This window comes from Saccharibacillus kuerlensis DSM 22868 (assembly GCF_000378145.1).
GTDB lineage: Bacteria > Bacillota > Bacilli > Paenibacillales > Paenibacillaceae > Saccharibacillus > Saccharibacillus kuerlensis.
In genome coordinates, this window is the sequence record NZ_KB899286.1 from 43,413 (window position 1) to 59,931 (window position 16,519).

At 48.7% G+C, this 16,519-nt stretch carries 16 protein-coding genes; 12 read left to right on the top strand and 4 right to left on the bottom strand.

Going from position 1 to position 16,519, the window contains the following annotated elements:
- A partial coding sequence (locus tag F456_RS22465; RefSeq protein ID WP_018977261.1) for a RidA family protein occupies positions 1 to 446 on the bottom strand: 446 nt, incomplete at its 3' end.
- Positions 447 to 822: 376 nt separating this feature from the next.
- On the opposite strand from F456_RS22465, the gene F456_RS0111920 reads away from it, so the two are divergent.
- The 10 genes from F456_RS0111920 (at position 823) to mnhG (ending at position 12,070) form a co-directional block, all read left to right on the top strand.
- Positions 823 to 2,832, top strand: coding sequence for a methyl-accepting chemotaxis protein (locus tag F456_RS0111920; RefSeq protein WP_018977262.1), 2,010 nt, complete (start codon positions 823 to 825; stop codon positions 2,830 to 2,832).
- A 301-nt stretch (positions 2,833 to 3,133) separates the two neighbouring features.
- Positions 3,134 to 4,096, top strand: a complete 963-nt coding sequence (locus F456_RS22470) for a bifunctional helix-turn-helix transcriptional regulator/GNAT family N-acetyltransferase (RefSeq protein ID WP_018977263.1) — start codon at positions 3,134 to 3,136, stop codon at positions 4,094 to 4,096.
- Between the two features lie 330 nt (positions 4,097 to 4,426).
- Positions 4,427 to 5,611: an asparaginase gene (locus tag F456_RS0111930; protein ID WP_018977264.1), complete on the top strand. Its 1,185-nt coding sequence runs from the start codon at positions 4,427 to 4,429 to the stop codon at positions 5,609 to 5,611.
- 397 nt (positions 5,612 to 6,008) lie between these two features.
- The gene (locus F456_RS0111935; RefSeq protein ID WP_018977265.1) at positions 6,009 to 8,576 is read left to right on the top strand and encodes a Na+/H+ antiporter subunit A; all 2,568 of its coding nucleotides are present in this window, start codon (positions 6,009 to 6,011) and stop codon (positions 8,574 to 8,576) included.
- Positions 8,569 to 8,994, top strand: coding sequence for a Na(+)/H(+) antiporter subunit B (locus F456_RS0111940; protein ID WP_018977266.1), 426 nt, complete (start codon positions 8,569 to 8,571; stop codon positions 8,992 to 8,994). Before F456_RS0111935 ends, F456_RS0111940 begins: the two co-directional genes overlap by 8 nt.
- Positions 8,994 to 9,350: a Na(+)/H(+) antiporter subunit C gene (locus F456_RS0111945; protein ID WP_018977267.1), complete on the top strand. Its 357-nt coding sequence runs from the start codon at positions 8,994 to 8,996 to the stop codon at positions 9,348 to 9,350. Before F456_RS0111940 ends, F456_RS0111945 begins: the two co-directional genes overlap by 1 nt.
- Positions 9,347 to 10,825 carry a Na+/H+ antiporter subunit D gene (locus F456_RS0111950; RefSeq protein WP_018977268.1) on the top strand — a complete coding sequence of 493 codons (1,479 nt, stop codon included), beginning with the start codon at positions 9,347 to 9,349 and terminating at the stop codon, positions 10,823 to 10,825. The genes F456_RS0111945 and F456_RS0111950 overlap by 4 nt, the downstream gene beginning before the upstream one ends.
- A 6-nt stretch (positions 10,826 to 10,831) precedes the next feature.
- The gene (locus tag F456_RS0111955) at positions 10,832 to 11,311 is read left to right on the top strand and encodes a Na+/H+ antiporter subunit E (RefSeq protein WP_018977269.1); all 480 of its coding nucleotides are present in this window, start codon (positions 10,832 to 10,834) and stop codon (positions 11,309 to 11,311) included.
- Positions 11,311 to 11,601: a Na(+)/H(+) antiporter subunit F1 gene (locus F456_RS0111960; protein ID WP_018977270.1), complete on the top strand. Its 291-nt coding sequence runs from the start codon at positions 11,311 to 11,313 to the stop codon at positions 11,599 to 11,601. The genes F456_RS0111955 and F456_RS0111960 overlap by 1 nt, the downstream gene beginning before the upstream one ends.
- Positions 11,573 to 12,070, top strand: a complete 498-nt coding sequence (mnhG, locus tag F456_RS22475; protein ID WP_018977271.1) for a monovalent cation/H(+) antiporter subunit G — start codon at positions 11,573 to 11,575, stop codon at positions 12,068 to 12,070. Before F456_RS0111960 ends, mnhG begins: the two co-directional genes overlap by 29 nt.
- Positions 12,071 to 12,250: 180 nt before the next feature.
- Here mnhG and F456_RS23630 read toward each other — a convergent pair whose 3' ends face one another.
- Positions 12,251 to 12,967, bottom strand: a complete 717-nt coding sequence (locus F456_RS23630; RefSeq protein ID WP_018977272.1) for a class I SAM-dependent methyltransferase — start codon at positions 12,965 to 12,967, stop codon at positions 12,251 to 12,253.
- Between the two features lie 179 nt (positions 12,968 to 13,146).
- Positions 13,147 to 13,458, bottom strand: coding sequence for a ribosomal protein L7/L12 (locus F456_RS0111975; protein WP_018977273.1), 312 nt, complete (start codon positions 13,456 to 13,458; stop codon positions 13,147 to 13,149).
- 691 nt (positions 13,459 to 14,149) lie between these two features.
- On the opposite strand from F456_RS0111975, the gene F456_RS0111985 reads away from it, so the two are divergent.
- Complete coding sequence (locus F456_RS0111985; protein ID WP_018977275.1) at positions 14,150 to 15,376, top strand: outer membrane protein assembly factor BamB family protein; 1,227 nt, start codon at positions 14,150 to 14,152, stop codon at positions 15,374 to 15,376.
- 268 nt (positions 15,377 to 15,644) lie between these two features.
- Positions 15,645 to 15,905, top strand: coding sequence for a GlsB/YeaQ/YmgE family stress response membrane protein (locus F456_RS0111990; protein WP_018977276.1), 261 nt, complete (start codon positions 15,645 to 15,647; stop codon positions 15,903 to 15,905).
- Positions 15,906 to 16,082: 177 nt separating this feature from the next.
- Here F456_RS0111990 and F456_RS0111995 read toward each other — a convergent pair whose 3' ends face one another.
- Positions 16,083 to 16,427 (bottom strand): hypothetical protein, encoded by a 345-nt coding sequence (locus tag F456_RS0111995; RefSeq protein WP_018977277.1) that lies wholly within the window; start codon positions 16,425 to 16,427, stop codon positions 16,083 to 16,085.
- Between the last annotated feature and the right edge of the window lie 92 nt (positions 16,428 to 16,519).

Here is a 16,519-nt window from a genome sequence, read left to right on the forward strand (position 1 = left end):
TCCACTTCCACAATTGTACGCGGCGGGTACGGTCCTGCTCCCCACAGTTCCTGCTGGATCTGGTTAACGAGCGGACGGTAGCGGTACATGTCGGTTGTGTATACGACGATACGCGTCGCATCCTGCAGGCTTGCGCCTTCGGATTCTGCGATCAATTTCATGTTCAAGAATGCCTGACGAATTCGGCCTTCCGGGCTTGCCACGAGTTGATTGGTCGACGGATCGATTCCCCGCATACCTGCTACATAGATGTTATCTCCCGCGCGAGTACCCAGATTCCAAGTACCTGTCGGTTGAATGGCTCCTACTGGCGCCAGTGTGTGAACCCCATTCGGCGATGTAAATATCGGCTCTGCAAATGCAGTAGTGCCGTAAGCTGATACGCCTACTTGAACAGCAATGAGACCTGCCAGGACTTTAAGTGCCGGCTTTTTTGTTTTGAACATTTCCCCACTCCTCACTTGTAATCATCTGATCCCTATCACTAAGAAGCCTTTACTGGATTACGGGAAATACTCTCCCTCTTTTCTAGCCACCTAGCAAACAAGGACTAATATACCACACAAAATAAAACTGTCAATCCGATTTCTCTATCTTATGATTCACTTACATTTCGAAAAAACAGCCTTTTATTGATATTTAAAACGTTTTATTCGAAAAAACATTTTTAAAACCAGGTATTTGGAACCATCTTCAAGGAAAAAGCGAATATAAAACTAAATGTTCATTCCTTACTTGCCGACATTAAGAGAGCTTACTTCATTCGCGGACCAAACAAATGACGATGCGAATGCTGCTGCAAACATAACAAGGGGGAGAATCATGAAGATCAAATCCATACAAAGTTCGAAGAAAGCAGGGAGTCGAAAACTCCGGTTGAACTTAAGCATCAGAAGCCGACTATTCGCTGCATTCCTTATTATTTTGCTCATCCCAACTGTATCTCTCGGCGTAACTTCCTACCAGAAGTCAAAAACCGAAATTACCGGACAGTTTATGAAAAATACTCGTCAAAGCGTCCAGGCCGTCGACACACAGTTAACTAATATCATTCAAACGAGCTTGGACGATCTTGACTATTTGTCGAAGACTGTAACAGGCAGCATGGTTGAAGGAGAAACAAGTCCCGAACTGCGCCGCATTCTCGATCCGGTCAAAGCAGTCAAGAAAGAATATGATCATGTTCAGTTCGCTACAACGGACGGAAAGCTGTTGAACTCTCCCCAACAGGAATTTGCCGAAGGATTTGATCCGCGCGAACGGGGATGGTACAGCGCGGCTATGGCTGAGAAAGGAACGGCCTTCGTCAACAGCCCTATCGTAGCGCAGGATGGCAAAGTCATCGTCGTACCTTCGAAAGCAAGCGCAGACGGCACGGGTGTTGTCAGCGTCGTACTCAGTCTGAGCAACCTGGCCGGACATACTAATGCTATCAAAGTTGGCGAGACCGGCTACATGACGATTCTGGATTCGTCCGGCAAGTACCTGACTCACCCGGAAATTGCGGCAGGCAGCGAGAATGCCGAAGGGTATGTCGCCGCACTGGGCGAAAAGCCTTCCGGAGAAATCTCCTTTGCCTCGAACGGCGAAAATCACACTGCCGTTTATACGACCAACGAGTTGACCGGCTGGAAGATCGTCGGCGTTATTAATGAGTCGGAAATTGCAGCTGCCAACCGCGGTATCCTGGTGACTACAATCAGCGTAATCGCTGCCGCTATCGTATTGGGTATGCTTCTGACCTGGTGGGTCGTACGCTCTATCAACATACCGCTCAAGCGTCTCGTTGGCGCAACGCAGCGAATCGCCAATGGTGAATTGAGCGAGGAGATCCCGGTTACTTCGAAGGACGAACTTGGTCATCTGGCCGGCTCCGTCGACGAAATGCGCCAGAATTTGCGTCATCTGATCGAGCAGATCGGCTTCCATGCCGAACAGGTTGCGGCGACTTCGGAAGAACTCTCCGCCAGCGCCGAGCAGACGAAAGTCACTTCGGAACATATCTCTTCCTCGATTCAAGAAATCGCGGACGGATCCGAGAAGCAGGTGCGCAGCTCTGAAGCCTTCTCGCGGGCGACTCAAGAAATCTCTAACGGCATGGAAGAAGCCGCTTCGTCGATCCAATTTGTTTCCGAACTGACTGATGCGACCAACAGTAAGGCTCAGGAAGGCAATGCTGTTGTAATCAAGACGGTTGAACAGATGTATCTGATCCAGGATTCGACAACGGGAGCCGCCGAAGTTGTTAACCAACTCGGCCGGAAAACGAATGAAATCGGTACAATTGTTGGTCTGATTACGGAAATTGCTTCCCAGACAAATCTGCTCGCCCTGAATGCTGCTATTGAAGCTGCCCGTGCCGGCGAGCACGGACGTGGTTTCGCCATCGTAGCGGACGAAGTCCGTAAGCTGGCCGAACAGTCCGGTAACGCTGCAGGCAGCATTACCGCCTTAATTGGCGAAATTCAAAGTGAATCGGAGAAGGCGGTCCGCTCGATGCAGGAAGGCACCGCAGTCGTGCGTACCGGTATCGACATGGTATCGCAGACAGGAACAGCCTTCGAAGAGATTTTAAGCTCCATTGGCCGCGTGGCCGAGGAAGCTTCAGCTGTTTCCGCTATCGTCGAACAAGTTAATATCAGCTCGAAAAACATGGTAGACGGCGTATCGGACATGGCGGGCATCGCGGCTCAATCGGCCGGCAGCACGCACGGTGTTGCCGCTTCGACCCAGCAGCAGAGCGCATCGATGAACGAAGTTTCCTATTCCGCCGAAGAACTCAGCAGAATGTCTCAGGAACTGCAGGAAGTTGTTGCCCGTTTCCGGGTATAAAGTACGCAGAACCGGACGTCCATGCAGAACCAGATATCTATATCGAAAAGCCCGCAAGAGAGCATTCTCTCTGCGGGTTTTTTGCGCTTTCGCCGGCAGAAGAGCACTTCACAAGGCTGTAGGCCGGGTGCCTCACAAGACCCACCGGACGGGTGCCGCCTACCCGGCGACTACACAGATCAGGAACCCGCATTCAATTTCATAGTCGAGTTTCAAAATTTCGGACAAAACAATTGGCAGGTTCATACTTACTTCCCTTTCTTGATATAATCGTAAAGAACCAACGGAAGGAAGTGAAGCAATGCCTGATCCTTGGATCTGGAAACAACGAATTCAAGCCATACGTGCATTCAATTACAATGAAATGATGCAAGCTGGCATTCTGCGAGAACGTCTGCTGCACAGTTCTTACTCATTGACGGAATCCCGAGTGATACTGGAAATATCTCTTGATACCCAATTGACCGCCACCGATCTAAGCCGCCGGCTTGGTCTGGATCCCGGCTATCTCAGTCGTCTGTTGAGCAGATTGGAATCCAGCGGTGTAATCGAACGTCCTCGCAGCAAAGGCGACAGTCGAAGACGGTTATTAAAGCTGACTGCACACGGTTCACGTATCGCTCAACTGCTTAATCGCAGAGTAGACGATGACGTCGCCGAATACTTGGCCGGAATACCGGAACCGGATCAAGTCCGATTGATGGAAGCGATTCGGACAATCGAAGAGATCAACGAATCCAAGATGTCCCATATCAATGAAAGTTTATATTTCTTGCGGGAAGCGGAGCCTTCCGATAGTGAACGAATCATACGCGCTTATGAAACTCTCTACGAACAGACTTTTGGGCCCGAAGATGGATTTTGGAATGTCTTGAACGATACCGTTAGCCGACTTTTCAATCCAAAAGCCGATGAATCCTTATATTCTCGCTGCTGGATTGCCGAAATGAACGGCGAAAGCGCCGGATCAATTTTGTTGGAACAATTGGATGACGACCAACTGCATATCAAACTATTTATGGTCGAATCCAAACGCCGGGGACTGGGCATCGGCGGAAGTCTGCTTGACGAAGCGATAACTTTTGCCCGTCAGACAAGCTGCCGCAAATTGATGCTGTGGACGATTCGAGGTCAGCGCCGTCTGCAAGGACTGCTGATCAAACGAAGTTTCAAGCAGACCGAGCGGCCGAGCGTTTCATATTATGGTATTCATTTCGATGTAGAACAGTGGGAGCTTCAACTGCATTCCGGCACACCTAAGTAAGAGCAATGAATTTCAGTTTTAACTATCTATTTATGCAAAAGTTAATAACTTTGACCACTGCTATGACTTAAACAAACGTTTAAGTCATATTTATTTACATTGATTGTTCCTTATTTTGATATATTCTCAAGCATAAATATTAGAGACTAACATGAAATAAGAAGAAAAAAGTCGAATAAAACAGAATAAACATGAATAAAGCGTTTTTTTGCTTAGTATGTAGATTTGTTAATTTTCCTTACATTGATTTATATTTATAGACATCAGAAAGCAGAGAGAGTTATCAAACTTTCCTTTTTCTGAAATGTTGTGATCTAGAGGAGGAATTATATGTCTACTATATCCAAAAAAATGCTGAAGGTTGTACTTGCATTCGGAGTCACTACTGCGGCAGCTGCGCCTGTTCTTGAAATTCGCAGCGCTTCTGCAGCGGAAGTAACTGGGATCGTCGTTGCCAGTACTCCTGCTCCCGCCGGAGCCTCTTCAGTGGTAAGTACACTTCCAAAAGTCGAAGTCATTGCGACAGGCGGTACGATCGCCGGCCAGTCTGCCGATGCTACCAGCTTTGCCAATTACCGTGCCGGTACTCTGCTGATCGCAGACATGGTAGCGGAACTTCCCGACAAGGATAAGATCGCACAAGTCAGTACATATCAGTTCGGCAATTCGGGTTCCAGTGCTTATAGCATCGCCGACCTGTACGATCTCTCTCTTCGAGTAGACAAAGCACTTGAGACTCAGGATGCGGTCGTTGTGACCAGCGGTACAGACACAATGGAAGAGATTGCGTATTTCCTTGATTTGACCGTTCGCAGTCCAAAACCGGTTGTCGTTACCGGTTCCATGCGTCCATGGACCGTTATTGGCAGCGATGCGCAGGCCAATCTCTATAACGCCATTAAGTTGGCGGCAAGCGGAAAAACCAAATATTTTGGTACTGTCCTTATGTTAAATGATGAATTTCATGCTGCTCGTGAAGTAACCAAATCCAATTCCTATCGAACCGATACTTTCGTTACGCCGGAACTTGGCGCACTCGGATACATTGACGAAGAAAACGTTCGTGTCTACCGCGCTCCATCCCGGGCACTGCTGAGCGCTGCAAAATGGAATACGCCTTTTGATCTGTCAAAACTCGACAAAGCCGCACTTGCCAAGGTGGAAATCGCTTACTCCTATCAGGATGCCGGAGCCGGAGCCATCTCGGCATTCGTTGCCAACGGAGCAGACGGTATTGTAACTGCCGGAACCGGAGCGGGCGGTATTTCGCGAGCAATGGGCGCCGAACGTACAGCGGCAATCAAGGAACATGGAACGATCTTTGTTACAACAACGCGTACCGGATCGGGAAGCAATTATTCCAGCGGTGATCATATCATTGCTGGAGATAACCTGAACGCAGCACATGCGCGGCTTATGCTGCTGCTGTCCCTTTCGTTCTCAAGCGATTTTGAGACCATCAAAGGTTGGTTCGAAAGCTACGGACATGCTCAGGTGAGTGTATCGGAAAAGTAAAGTTGCCGTGTAATGATTACTTACGAAATACAAAAAGGTTCGAAGCTCTCGCAGCTTCGAACCTTTTTCCGTTCAAGCGACCGGGGCCATCGGCAGACAGCGCTTTTCGTTTCACTTTACCCTCGGCTGTCTCTTTTCATTCTGCAAGCAAATTCTTCAAATCCCAATCCTCCGTAATAGGAACGGTGTTCTTCCGAGCAAAGTAGCTGAACATGCAGCTCTTTGCGCTGAGCTGTTAAACGCAGATGTTTGCTGCTCCAGCCCTTTAATTCCGTCTATACCACTTTTTCCCTTCCTATTATAAACGTCGTTTTGTAAGCTTTGTCTTACATAAAGTTGGGTAATATAAAAAAATAAAACGTTTGGTTGAAACCATGCTGCGGAAAGGAGAAACCGTTTGTCTCCACTTCATTTTTTGACGCTATCGCCATTTTTACTTGCCGCAGTTCTCCCGCTGCTCGGAAAAATGGCTCCGCGCCTTCATAAAGGTTGGGTTGCCGCTGTATGGTCTGCAATTCTTTTCATGACGCTGATTGGCTATTCCGCCGAAATTCAAGCCGGCTCCCCGATAAACGAATCTCTGGCCTGGATTCCGTCTCTCGGCATATCATTTACGCTGTACCTTGACGGTCTCTCTCTTCTGTTCGCCCTTCTTATTACTGGAATGGGGACGCTGGTTTCCATCTATTCGATCGGCTATATGAACGCAGCCGAAAATTCGTTAAATCGGTTTTATGTTTGTCTGCTGATTTTCATGGGAGCGATGCTCGGCCTTGTTCTATCGGACAACTTATTGACGTTATACGGATTCTGGGAGCTGACAAGTGTCACTTCTTTCCTCCTAATCGGTTATAACCATGCCAAACAGCGCTCTCGTTACGGCGCACTCAAGTCTCTGCTGATTACAATGACCGGCGGACTGGGTCTGCTGAGTGGGTTTATTCTACTCTACATCATGAGCGGAACCTATACGATTCGCGAATTGTTTGAGGCAGGTGCACCGCTGGCTTCGCATCCGCTGTTCCTGCCGGCCATGCTGCTGATCCTGTTTGGAGCATTCACCAAGTCGGCACAGTATCCGTTTCATATCTGGCTGCCAGACGCGATGGAAGCCCCGACTCCGGTCAGCGCTTACCTGCATTCGGCTACCATGGTCAAAGCCGGACTATACCTTGTTGCTCGAATGAGTCCAATATTCGCAGGCGCTCCTGAATGGTTCTGGATCGTCTCACTCGGCGGATTGATTACTCTGCTGTATGGCTCGGTAACAGCGGTCAAGCAGACTGATCTCAAAGGCATTCTTGCCTATTCGACGATCAGCCAGCTCGGTCTGATTATGTGTCTACTCGGCTTGTCGTCCCTGACAGGTCTAATGGAGGGCGAAGAACGGCTGCTGTATGCCGCTGCAGGAACAGCCGCCTTGTTCCACCTGCTTAATCACGCCGTTTTTAAAGGTTCTTTATTTATGATTGCAGGAATTGTCGACCATGAGACCGGCACCAGAGATATCCGCAAATTGGGCGGTTTGGCCCAAGTGATGCCGATCGCGTTCACCATTTCACTGTTCGGCGCGCTGTCAATGGCAGGGCTGCCGCCGTTTGGCGGATTTTTGAGCAAGGAAATGTTCCTAGAGGCTGTTATTGAACCGCTGCATGCAGGTGTATTCCGTCTTGAAACATGGGGTGTTCTATTTCCGATTATAGCCTGGATTGCAAGCGTGTTTACTTTCGTCTATTCTGCACTGCTTGTTGCACGGACTTTTCTGGGGCCTCGTAAAAAGGAATTGCAGCACAGTAAGATCCATGATGCTCCGTTTCTCATGACATTCCCCCCTGCACTGCTGGGAGTACTGGCGCTCGTGCTGGGGCTCTTCCCGAGCTTGGCCGCTTACTCGTTAATCGCTCCTGCGGTTGAAGCCATGATGCCCATCATTACCGCTTCGGGCGAAAGACTTTCGCCTGATATTAAGCTGTGGCACGGCTTTACGCCAGCACTGTGGATGACGATCGGCGTTGTAGCCGCAGGTACATTATTGACTTTGACTGCACGGAAATGGACTCGTGTGTATACCTTTTTCCCCAGCAAATTTTCCATTAGCGGGTTTTACGATGTAAGCTTGAATTTTTTCGAACGCCTCACCTTCCGGGTCACTTCGCTGTATATGAACGGCTCTTCACGCAGCTATATTAAATACATTTTGGGCTTTATGCTGCTGGTGCTGGGCTTTATCCTTTTCAACTCAGCAGATATCACCTTCCGGGTCGGCGCCTACGCACAGATTGCGCCTTATGAATGGCTGATTCTGCTTGGGCTGGCCGCTGCAGCGCTCGCTGTTCCATTTACTAAATCCCGTCCGGTCGCCATTATTTTGACCGGTACGGTCGGCTATCTGATGACGCTGATGTTCGTATTCCTGCGTGCACCGGATTTGGCCCTGACCCAAATGGTTGTCGAATCGATCTCCGTTACGCTGTACCTGCTCTGCTTCTACCATCTGCCAAAGCTGCGGACAGAACAGAGAGCCGTCCGCTTCCAACTGCCGAATTTCCTTGTAGCGGTAGCGGTTGGGATCTTGATGACCTTGATCGCATTGGCGGTATTGGGTACCAATCCATTCGAACCGGTATCGGATTATTATGTTCGCGAGAGCTACGAATCAGCAGGCGGAAAAAATATTGTCAATGTTATTCTTGTCGACTTCCGCGGCTTCGATACAATGCTTGAAATTATGGTACTCGGTGTCGCTTCGCTCGGTATTTATAATATGATCAAACTTCGTCGCAAAGCGACCGATGTAGGTTCCCGCCAAGTGATGCATGAAGGGGAGTTCGCTGAAGAAGATGCGGCGGAGATGCGCAAATCCCAATACGGTTATGACGGACCTGAAGCGGACTTCAACGAGCAGGCAGAGGAAGAGACTGCCGAAAGTGACTCGCCCGCGAAAGGAGGAGAAGAAAATGCCTAAGGGAAGCGACATTTTTCTGCAGAATGTCTCTAAAATTGTTGTTTTTATTATATTAGCTTTTGCTTTATATTTATTTTTTACCGGCCACGTCAGTCCCGGCGGCGGTTTCATTGCGGGACTGACCAGTGCAGGCGCACTGCTGCTGCTGGCACTTGCTTTTGATATCGATACAGTCCGCAAAGTTCTGCCGGTCGACTTCAAGCTTGTTATGGCGCTCGGTCTGCTCATTGCTCTTTGCACGGGTACGGGCGCTTTCTTCTTCGGAGAACCGTTTTTAAAGCATGCGTTCGGCTACTTTCACCTTCCTCTTCTCGGAAAAACCGAACTCCATACCGCCTTAATCTTCGACCTTGGGGTCTATCTTGCAGTCGTGGGCGTTACAATGACGATCCTGATTACCATTGGGGAGGACAGCTGATGGAAGTGATCGTAGCGATAATCGTCGGCGTTCTGTTTGCCGTCGGCATCTATCTTATTTTAACGCAGGACCTGCTGCGCATTGTACTTGGCACTTCTCTGCTGACACATGCCGTTCACCTGCTGCTGCTGACAATGGCTATGCTGAAGACTGGAGCGGCCCCGCTGCTGGACCGAGGCCAGGAGCAGTTTGCGGATCCTCTGCCGCAGGCTCTTATTCTGACATCAATCGTAATCAATTTCGGTATTACCGCCTTTTTCCTCGTTTTGTCTTATCGCGCTTATCAGAAGCTGGATACGACAAACATGGATTGGCTGCGCAGCGAATCTTCAAGACATAGGGGGCACAGCCGATGAACAATTGGACCGCCGCCCCTATGTTGATTCCGCTGTTTACGGCGGTCATTCTGATCTTCCTGCATAATCGGCTGCAGCTGCAGCGATGGATAAGCCTGCTGAGCTCTCTGTTGAATGCAGCTGTCGCGATCTTCCTGCTGTATCGGGTGCGAACAGAAGGTATACAGACGCTCAATATGAGCGGCTGGGCTCCTCCTTATGGCATTGTACTGGTCGCCGATATGTTTGCTGTTCTGCTTGTACTCGCTGCCTCAATTGTCAGCGCCTGCTGCCTGCTGTATTCATTTCGGGGCATCGACGAAGAACGGGAAAGACATTACTTTTATTCACTCGTTCACTTTATGCTTGCCGGTGTGAACGGTTCCTTTCTAACGGGAGACTTATTCAATCTGTTCGTCTGTTTTGAGCTGATGCTGATGTCCTCCTATGCCCTCATCGTATTGGGCGGGACGAGAAGACAGTTTCGCGAGACGCTGCATTATATTCTGATCAATGTCCTGTCTTCGACTCTCTTTGTCGCTTCGGTCGCCTATTTGTACGGAGCTACAGGTACCTTGAACTTAGCGCATCTCTCATTGCGAATCGCCGAGAGCGGACAAAGCGGTCCAATTACGGTCGTTGCCGCAATGCTGTTGGTCGTATTCAGCGTCAAGGCTGGATTGTTTCTGTTTTTCTGGCTGCCGGGATCTTACGGTGCACCGCCCGCCGCCATTTCCGCTCTATTCGGTGCGCTGCTGACCAAAGTCGGCATGTATGCGCTGATTCGTTCATTTACATTAATTTTCTACCACGAAACGGCAGTGACTCATACGCTGATCGGAATTATGGGCATCGCCACAATTGTGCTGGGAGGATTTGGCGCCGTATCCCAAACAAATGTTAACCGGATTCTTGGTTACAACGTCATTGCCAGTATCGGATTTGTCTCGCTCGCCCTCTCGGTCTCCAATGAAGATACGCTTAAAGGCGCCGTTTTCTATTTAGTGCACGACATGATCGTCAAGGCACTGTTGTTCTTGCTGGCCGGCATTCTTGTAGCGGAAACGGGTACGGAGCGGATCAACAAAATGGGCGGTGTGCTTGATCATTCTCCTCTGCTGAGTTGGATGTTTCTGATTGCTTCGCTCGCTGTCGTCGGCATTCCGCCGCTTGGCGGATTTCCCGGCAAACTGCTGATTATTCAGGGCAGTCTGGAAAGCGGAGAGTATATGATCGCTGCGGCTGGCGTACTGCTCAGTCTGCTGCTGCTGTACTCGTTAATCAAAATTTTCATTTTGGGTTTCTGGGGCAAGCCTCGCAAACCGCGCGAAACAAACTGGAAACAGCATCCCAAACTGCTGTGGAGCTCTGCCCCTCTGCTGCTGCTGATCGTCCTGCTCGGCGTTTTCGCAGAGCCGGCTATGCCTTACGTATCAAGAGCGGCAGATATTTTGAGCGATCCGTCCATTTATATACAAGCTGTATTTAAGGAGTAGATGCCCTTGGCTTTTCAACTGCTGCTCAACCTGGTCATCGCCTTCGTCTGGATGCTGCTTATGCGCGACTTGTCATTATCCGGATTTCTTGTAGGACTGCTGATCGGACTGCTGCTGATGACATTAATGCGCCGATTTTTCCCTAGACCTTTTTATCCAAAAAAAGTCTGGGGCTGTCTCAAATTGCTTGGACTGCTGCTGAAAGAACTTGTCGTCGCCTCCTTCACCGTCATCCGCCAGATCATAAAACCGAAGTTGACACTGACGCCGGGCGTATTCGCCTACAAAACCGAACTTCATCCCGGCTGGGAACTGACACTGCTGTGCGGACTTGTTAATCTGACACCCGGCACGCTGCTTCTGGAGATCAGTTCCGACGAAAAAACGCTGTACATTCATGCCATGGATATTCAGGAAGCCCATGGCGTGGAAACCCATATCCGAACCACGTTCGAACATGCAATCATGGAGGTGACCCGAAGCTGATGCAAGCCGTCCTGCTGATTTCGATGATTTTGCTGGCACTAGCCATTTGCGGATGTCTTTATCGGGTGCTTAAAGGTCCTTCGATCGCTGACCGAATTGCCGCCCTTGACACAATTGGGGTCAATATTGCCGCAGAAGTTGCGGTTGCAGGCGCTTATACACGTTCGACAGCTTATTTTGAACTGGTTCTTCTGATCGGCATTCTGGCTTTCCTCGGTACGGTCGCATTGGCCCGTTATATGGAAAGGGGGCGGGTGTTCGATGCTGCAGACGATTCGATTCGTGATTGAATGGCTGAGCCTTCTGCTCATACTGACCGGTGCTCTGCTCAGCGTATTCAGTGCCTTCGGCCTGATCCGACTGCCCGACGTCTATTTGCGCTCGCATGCCGCCACTAAAAGCTCTACATTGGGAGTACTCTGTGTGCTCACCGGCGTGTTTCTGTATTTTGCTTCATCGATGCAGACCGCTAACATGAATATTTTACTGGGCATCGTCTTTTTCTTTATTACCGCACCGCTTGCCGGATACTTGAACGGCCGGGCCGCTCATCGCACCGGTGTTCCTCTGTGGACCGGCAGCATACAGGACGAGCTTGCCGAAGCGGCGCAGGCTGCCGGCGTTCCGGATACAGGATCGTCTAAAAGCGGAGCATCCTCCGTTTCCAAACCAAGCCATATGCCCGGCAATCCAGAATTCGCCGAAGAAGCGGAAGCAAATGCAAGCGGTCGGCAGGAACCTCCTGCATCAACAAAATGATTGATTTGTGTAACTCAACCCCTTAATTCGCAGTCAACACACGAAAAAGCGCCTTTCGGCAGAAATTCTTTCTTCAAAAGAAAGAAGATCCCTTGCCGAAAAGCGCTTTTCTTTTTTTACGTTGCGAGAATCCCGCGTCTTATGTATACATCTCTGCTGCCACCGATCCGGTAAACTTTGTCAAGGTTTGCGAAACGTCAACCGGTACATGTGTCCCTTGCATACCTCTTCGTAACACACATCCAACATCCCTGGCGGCAGCATCCGCAGAACGTCCGGATATGACGGATCGCTTTGTTTTGCCAACGAAATCCGAGGACGCTGCTCTCGAGATCGGCGGCCGACCTCGTCTGCGATCAACAATTTTGTTCCGCTTTTTGCAACTCGAACCATTTCCGACAGTGCCAGAGACGGATCTCCGAAATCGCGAAGACCGCCAATATGATAAACGCAGTCGAATGAATCACTTCGAAACGGCAGATGCTCCGCTTCCCCGTGAATCAGTTCCGCTTCCATCCCCCAATCTTTCAAATGGCGAGCCGCCTCGCGCAGCATAGCCGGTGAGAGATCCAGTCCGTACAGCTGTGCGCCCGCCGGCAGAATTGGCAGATTGGCTCCCGTACCTACCGACACTTCCAGCACCCGATCGCCACTTCGGATATTCAACTCGGACAGAAATGTCCAGCGATAATGAATTTCCCCTCCAAAACGCAGCTTGAAGTAAATGCGGTTCGACTTGGCATGAAAACGGGCGATCCGATTGTATAAAACCATTGCTCGAGCATTGGCAAGCTCCATCCTCTGCGGCCAGACAGCACGAACGAATCCTTCTTTGGTACGCGGCAGCGAATAGGGTCCGGACTCTACCGTTCCCGGAATTCGCGTCGTATCGAACATGGGTATCCCTCCCGTTTTGTTCAAACCGGTATCCGTCTTCTCTTCCATTCTATCGCAGCGGCTGTCAAAGCGGCTCCATCTGGCGATTGAACTTGTGCTCGGTCCCAGGACCGAATTTCATCAGACGAAAAAACCGCAGACGACAGCCGCGGCTTTCCACCTAAAAATTTGGGCGAATCTTATAAGGCTTCCACGTAATCTTTGGCATCTTTAAGCGACAAGTTGTAAAGCTCTCGCGCTTCCTTAATTGCCTGAATCTTATTACCTTTTGCCATCAAGACTCGCAGTCTTTCGTCACCTTCTCTGGAAAGATGCGAAGAAGGATCTTGATTCTGCGCGCCCCCCGCAAAAGAACGGTAAGGCCGGGGAGCTGCAGTGATTCGATCAATCTCGTCGCGCAGCTGCTTCACTTCAAAGCGCAGTCTTATAACCATCAGCATTAGCGAAAACACGATAACGGCCAGGACAATAGTCTCGTAGTCGAATTCCATGTACTCCGCCTCCTTTTAAAACAATGATCCGATATCAAGCCGCAAATCAATGTTTTATGATTTCTGTGTAGGCCGGTCCATTTTCTCTTTGAGAATTTCATGGAAGCTCTTCTCTTTATCTCCGTCTGCGTTTTTCTGGGCAGATACTGCCGGCTGCGGTCTAAAATATTGCGAATGAAAAGCCATCAAATTATGTACACTCATGTTCATTTTTATGCCGTTCTCCTTTTATATGTATATGCAGCGTTAAGTCTATGTATGCAGCATTAAATGTGTATGGATACTATTAAATATGTATGTAGAACGTTAAGCCGCTCAGTTATCTAATACGACTATATAACCGGAGCTCGTTAAAAATAAACCGCTTTTCCGATTTTCAGGGACAAAGTTGCACCCTTTGAAAGCAAATCACAACCGAAGCCATGGCATATGAGCCTCAGCGACTAAGCAAGCAATTACAATCCTTTTTTTGTCATACTATCTATAAAAAAGTTGAATTCAAGTCTAATGACCGTATAAAAAGATAAAAAGCCCTACCTATCGAACCACTAAGCGGAATAGGTAACGAATATTGTAAGGGCAGGATAAAAGGAAACGTAAACTTCTGGTAAATACAGCATCCTGCGTGTATAATCAGCATTGTCGAATTACACCGGACGTTAAATTTACAGAGAGGAATGGAAAATTTTCAATGAAATCAACTGAAAAATGGGGAGCGATTGTACTCAGCGCAGCCGTGCTGCTGAGCGCCCCCAGTTATGCGGGTGCTTCCGTCAGCGAGGCTAAAACCGCACTTCCTCAACCTTCCTGGATTTCCGCTTCCGTTTACGATGCATCATCCGCCTCTGCACATGACATTCACTTCGTTAAATCTCGCGGACTTGTCTATGCTCATACCGTTCAACATGTTAACAAAACTTCTTCAAAAACCTCATATGATTGGTATTTAGAGACGGTGACCGCATTCGATGCAGCTACCGGTACCCAAAAATGGTCCTATACCTTCCACGAAAAGAGCGGACCCTATACGATCGCAAGTTCCATTTTGTACACTGAAGACGGAACGATCTATTTCACAGGCACTTTTTCGAACAGCACTCAAAAAATTTATGCACTGAGACCGGACGGCCAAGAAGCTTGGACCCGGATCATTCCTTACGGAAGCGATGTTTACCTGCTTAACGACGGAGGCCTACTGATCGCCTCGCCGCAAGGACCAGATCAAAGCGGCCTTGTCAAAACGTCAGTGTCCCGTTGTAATTCTTTTGGGAAAACATTGTCTTCGCACATATTGCCAGGCCGTATTCTCAGTACGGAAAATGATCGAATCGTAACAGATACCAGCCGTCTTGTTCGAATCGGCAGCACATGGGAACGCTCCTCTAGTCCGTCGGTCGAAGTATACACGACGGATTTGAAGCGCCTCTACAGCTATAAATTTCCCAACAGCGTAAATCTGCTTAGAGACGGCGGTGGAATGCCCATTCTGGTACAGGACGACGGTACCATCATCTTCCGCGGTTCGGTGGCTGGAACGGTCAATAAACTGTTTGCGATATCTCCGCAGGGCAGACTGCTGTGGGGACGCGTTATTCCCGCCGACTCTGTCATCACTTCGACCGGAAACGGGTACGTTACGTATTCAAATCGTACGGTAACTTCTTTCAATCTCAGCGGCAAACAGGCCGAGCAGAAGCTAATGGACGAGCCCGGTCAGATTGTCGTTTTGGAGCGAACCAACGATAAAGATCTGCAGATCGATATGGCCGATACGCTTTATATTTTTGATCCCAATACACTTAACGTCGTTCAGGCCGTTTCAAATTTACCGCTTCGATCGGATTATGCTTTTGCTTATGCCGACGGCTTTTTGTATGCAGCTAAGTCCGGTTCTCTCGTCAAATATGTCTTGAATTAAAATGATAAATTATAGTTGGGCTGTGGCTGCTTTATTAGAAAGAACACATTTATAGTTCAAACAAAAGGACGCTGCGGCAGACCGCAGCGTCCTTTTGTTATGCTGTATTTGTGCGCTGAAAATCGCGTGTTAAGCCTATCTATAATCGCTCGAAAATTTTACGATTCCAAGGTGTTTCAAAATTAAATTTTCGACTTCTTATTCAAATGCTTGCTAGAAGGTTAAGTTGTAGTTGAGCAAACAAAACATAAAACGGAGGCGATAGAAAATGAGTATTATTTGGTCGTTGATTGTAGGCGGCATAATCGGTTGGTTGGCCGGACTCATTGTAGGCAAAGATATTCCTGGAGGCATTATCGGGAACATTATCGCCGGTTTCATTGGCGGTTGGCTCGGTAGAGTAATCCTTGGTGAACTTGGTCCTGAAATCGGAGGATTCTATATTATTCCGGCATTGATTGGCGCTATCGTACTGGTTGCGATTGTCAGCCTGATCATGCGTTCGGTTGGTCGCAGAAATCGCGCCTAATCGAATACGGGTAATATAGAATATCGGGTACGCCGCACGTTTTCGCAAGAAAACGCGCACGCGCACCGCTAGAAAAGAGCGCATCCCGCCATGGCGAAGATGCGCTCTTTTTTGTGTGCAATTTTAATCTGCATAAACAGCCTTATTCTACTGCACGATCTGTGACAGTGTCAGACCTTAGCTATTCAGGTAAGCTTCTGCATCGTCAAGCTTTTCGAACGAAACAACGATATCGCCGAACATACGCTTCATCTGCATTTTCGACACGGCAGAACCTGTATAATAAGCCCATTTTGTCAGGCCTTTCTCTACAGACAGTTCACCTAGCGGAGCTAATGCCACCGCGACTTCCTGTGTGAACAATTTTCCTTTGCTCAGATCTGTCAGACCTGTAAAACCTGGTTTCACTTTAGTCAGCGCCGCTTTGTATTCTCTGTTATACGCCTCGACTTCATCCATAGTAATACTTTCTACCGTGCAGATCAGGCGATTTTGCGCTGGCAGGTATTCAATTTTGAACATTTAAAATCCCCTCCAATTGAATGTGTGGCCTCATTCATCAGTGTACTAAAAAATTTGTCGAATTCAAACAAGAAAATTACATATTTTCTTAA

Excerpts from the sequence above, each read along its gene's own strand:
- F456_RS0111920 (WP_018977262.1), top strand. The coding sequence starts at position 823 with ATGAAGATCAAATCCATACAAAGTTCGAAGAAAGCAGGGAGTCGAAAA.
- F456_RS22470 (WP_018977263.1), top strand. The coding sequence starts at position 3,134 with ATGCCTGATCCTTGGATCTGGAAACAACGAATTCAAGCCATACGTGCA.
- F456_RS0111930 (WP_018977264.1), top strand. The coding sequence starts at position 4,427 with ATGTCTACTATATCCAAAAAAATGCTGAAGGTTGTACTTGCATTCGGA.
- F456_RS0111940 (WP_018977266.1), top strand. The coding sequence starts at position 8,569 with ATGCCTAAGGGAAGCGACATTTTTCTGCAGAATGTCTCTAAAATTGTT.
- F456_RS0111945 (WP_018977267.1), top strand. The coding sequence starts at position 8,994 with ATGGAAGTGATCGTAGCGATAATCGTCGGCGTTCTGTTTGCCGTCGGC.
- F456_RS0111950 (WP_018977268.1), top strand. The coding sequence starts at position 9,347 with ATGAACAATTGGACCGCCGCCCCTATGTTGATTCCGCTGTTTACGGCG.
- F456_RS0111960 (WP_018977270.1), top strand. The coding sequence starts at position 11,311 with ATGCAAGCCGTCCTGCTGATTTCGATGATTTTGCTGGCACTAGCCATT.
- mnhG (WP_018977271.1), top strand. The coding sequence starts at position 11,573 with ATGCTGCAGACGATTCGATTCGTGATTGAATGGCTGAGCCTTCTGCTC.
- F456_RS23630 (WP_018977272.1), bottom strand. The coding sequence starts at position 12,967 with ATGTTCGATACGACGCGAATTCCGGGAACGGTAGAGTCCGGACCCTAT.
- F456_RS0111975 (WP_018977273.1), bottom strand. The coding sequence starts at position 13,458 with ATGGAATTCGACTACGAGACTATTGTCCTGGCCGTTATCGTGTTTTCG.
- F456_RS0111985 (WP_018977275.1), top strand. The coding sequence starts at position 14,150 with ATGAAATCAACTGAAAAATGGGGAGCGATTGTACTCAGCGCAGCCGTG.
- F456_RS0111990 (WP_018977276.1), top strand. The coding sequence starts at position 15,645 with ATGAGTATTATTTGGTCGTTGATTGTAGGCGGCATAATCGGTTGGTTG.
- F456_RS0111995 (WP_018977277.1), bottom strand. The coding sequence starts at position 16,427 with ATGTTCAAAATTGAATACCTGCCAGCGCAAAATCGCCTGATCTGCACG.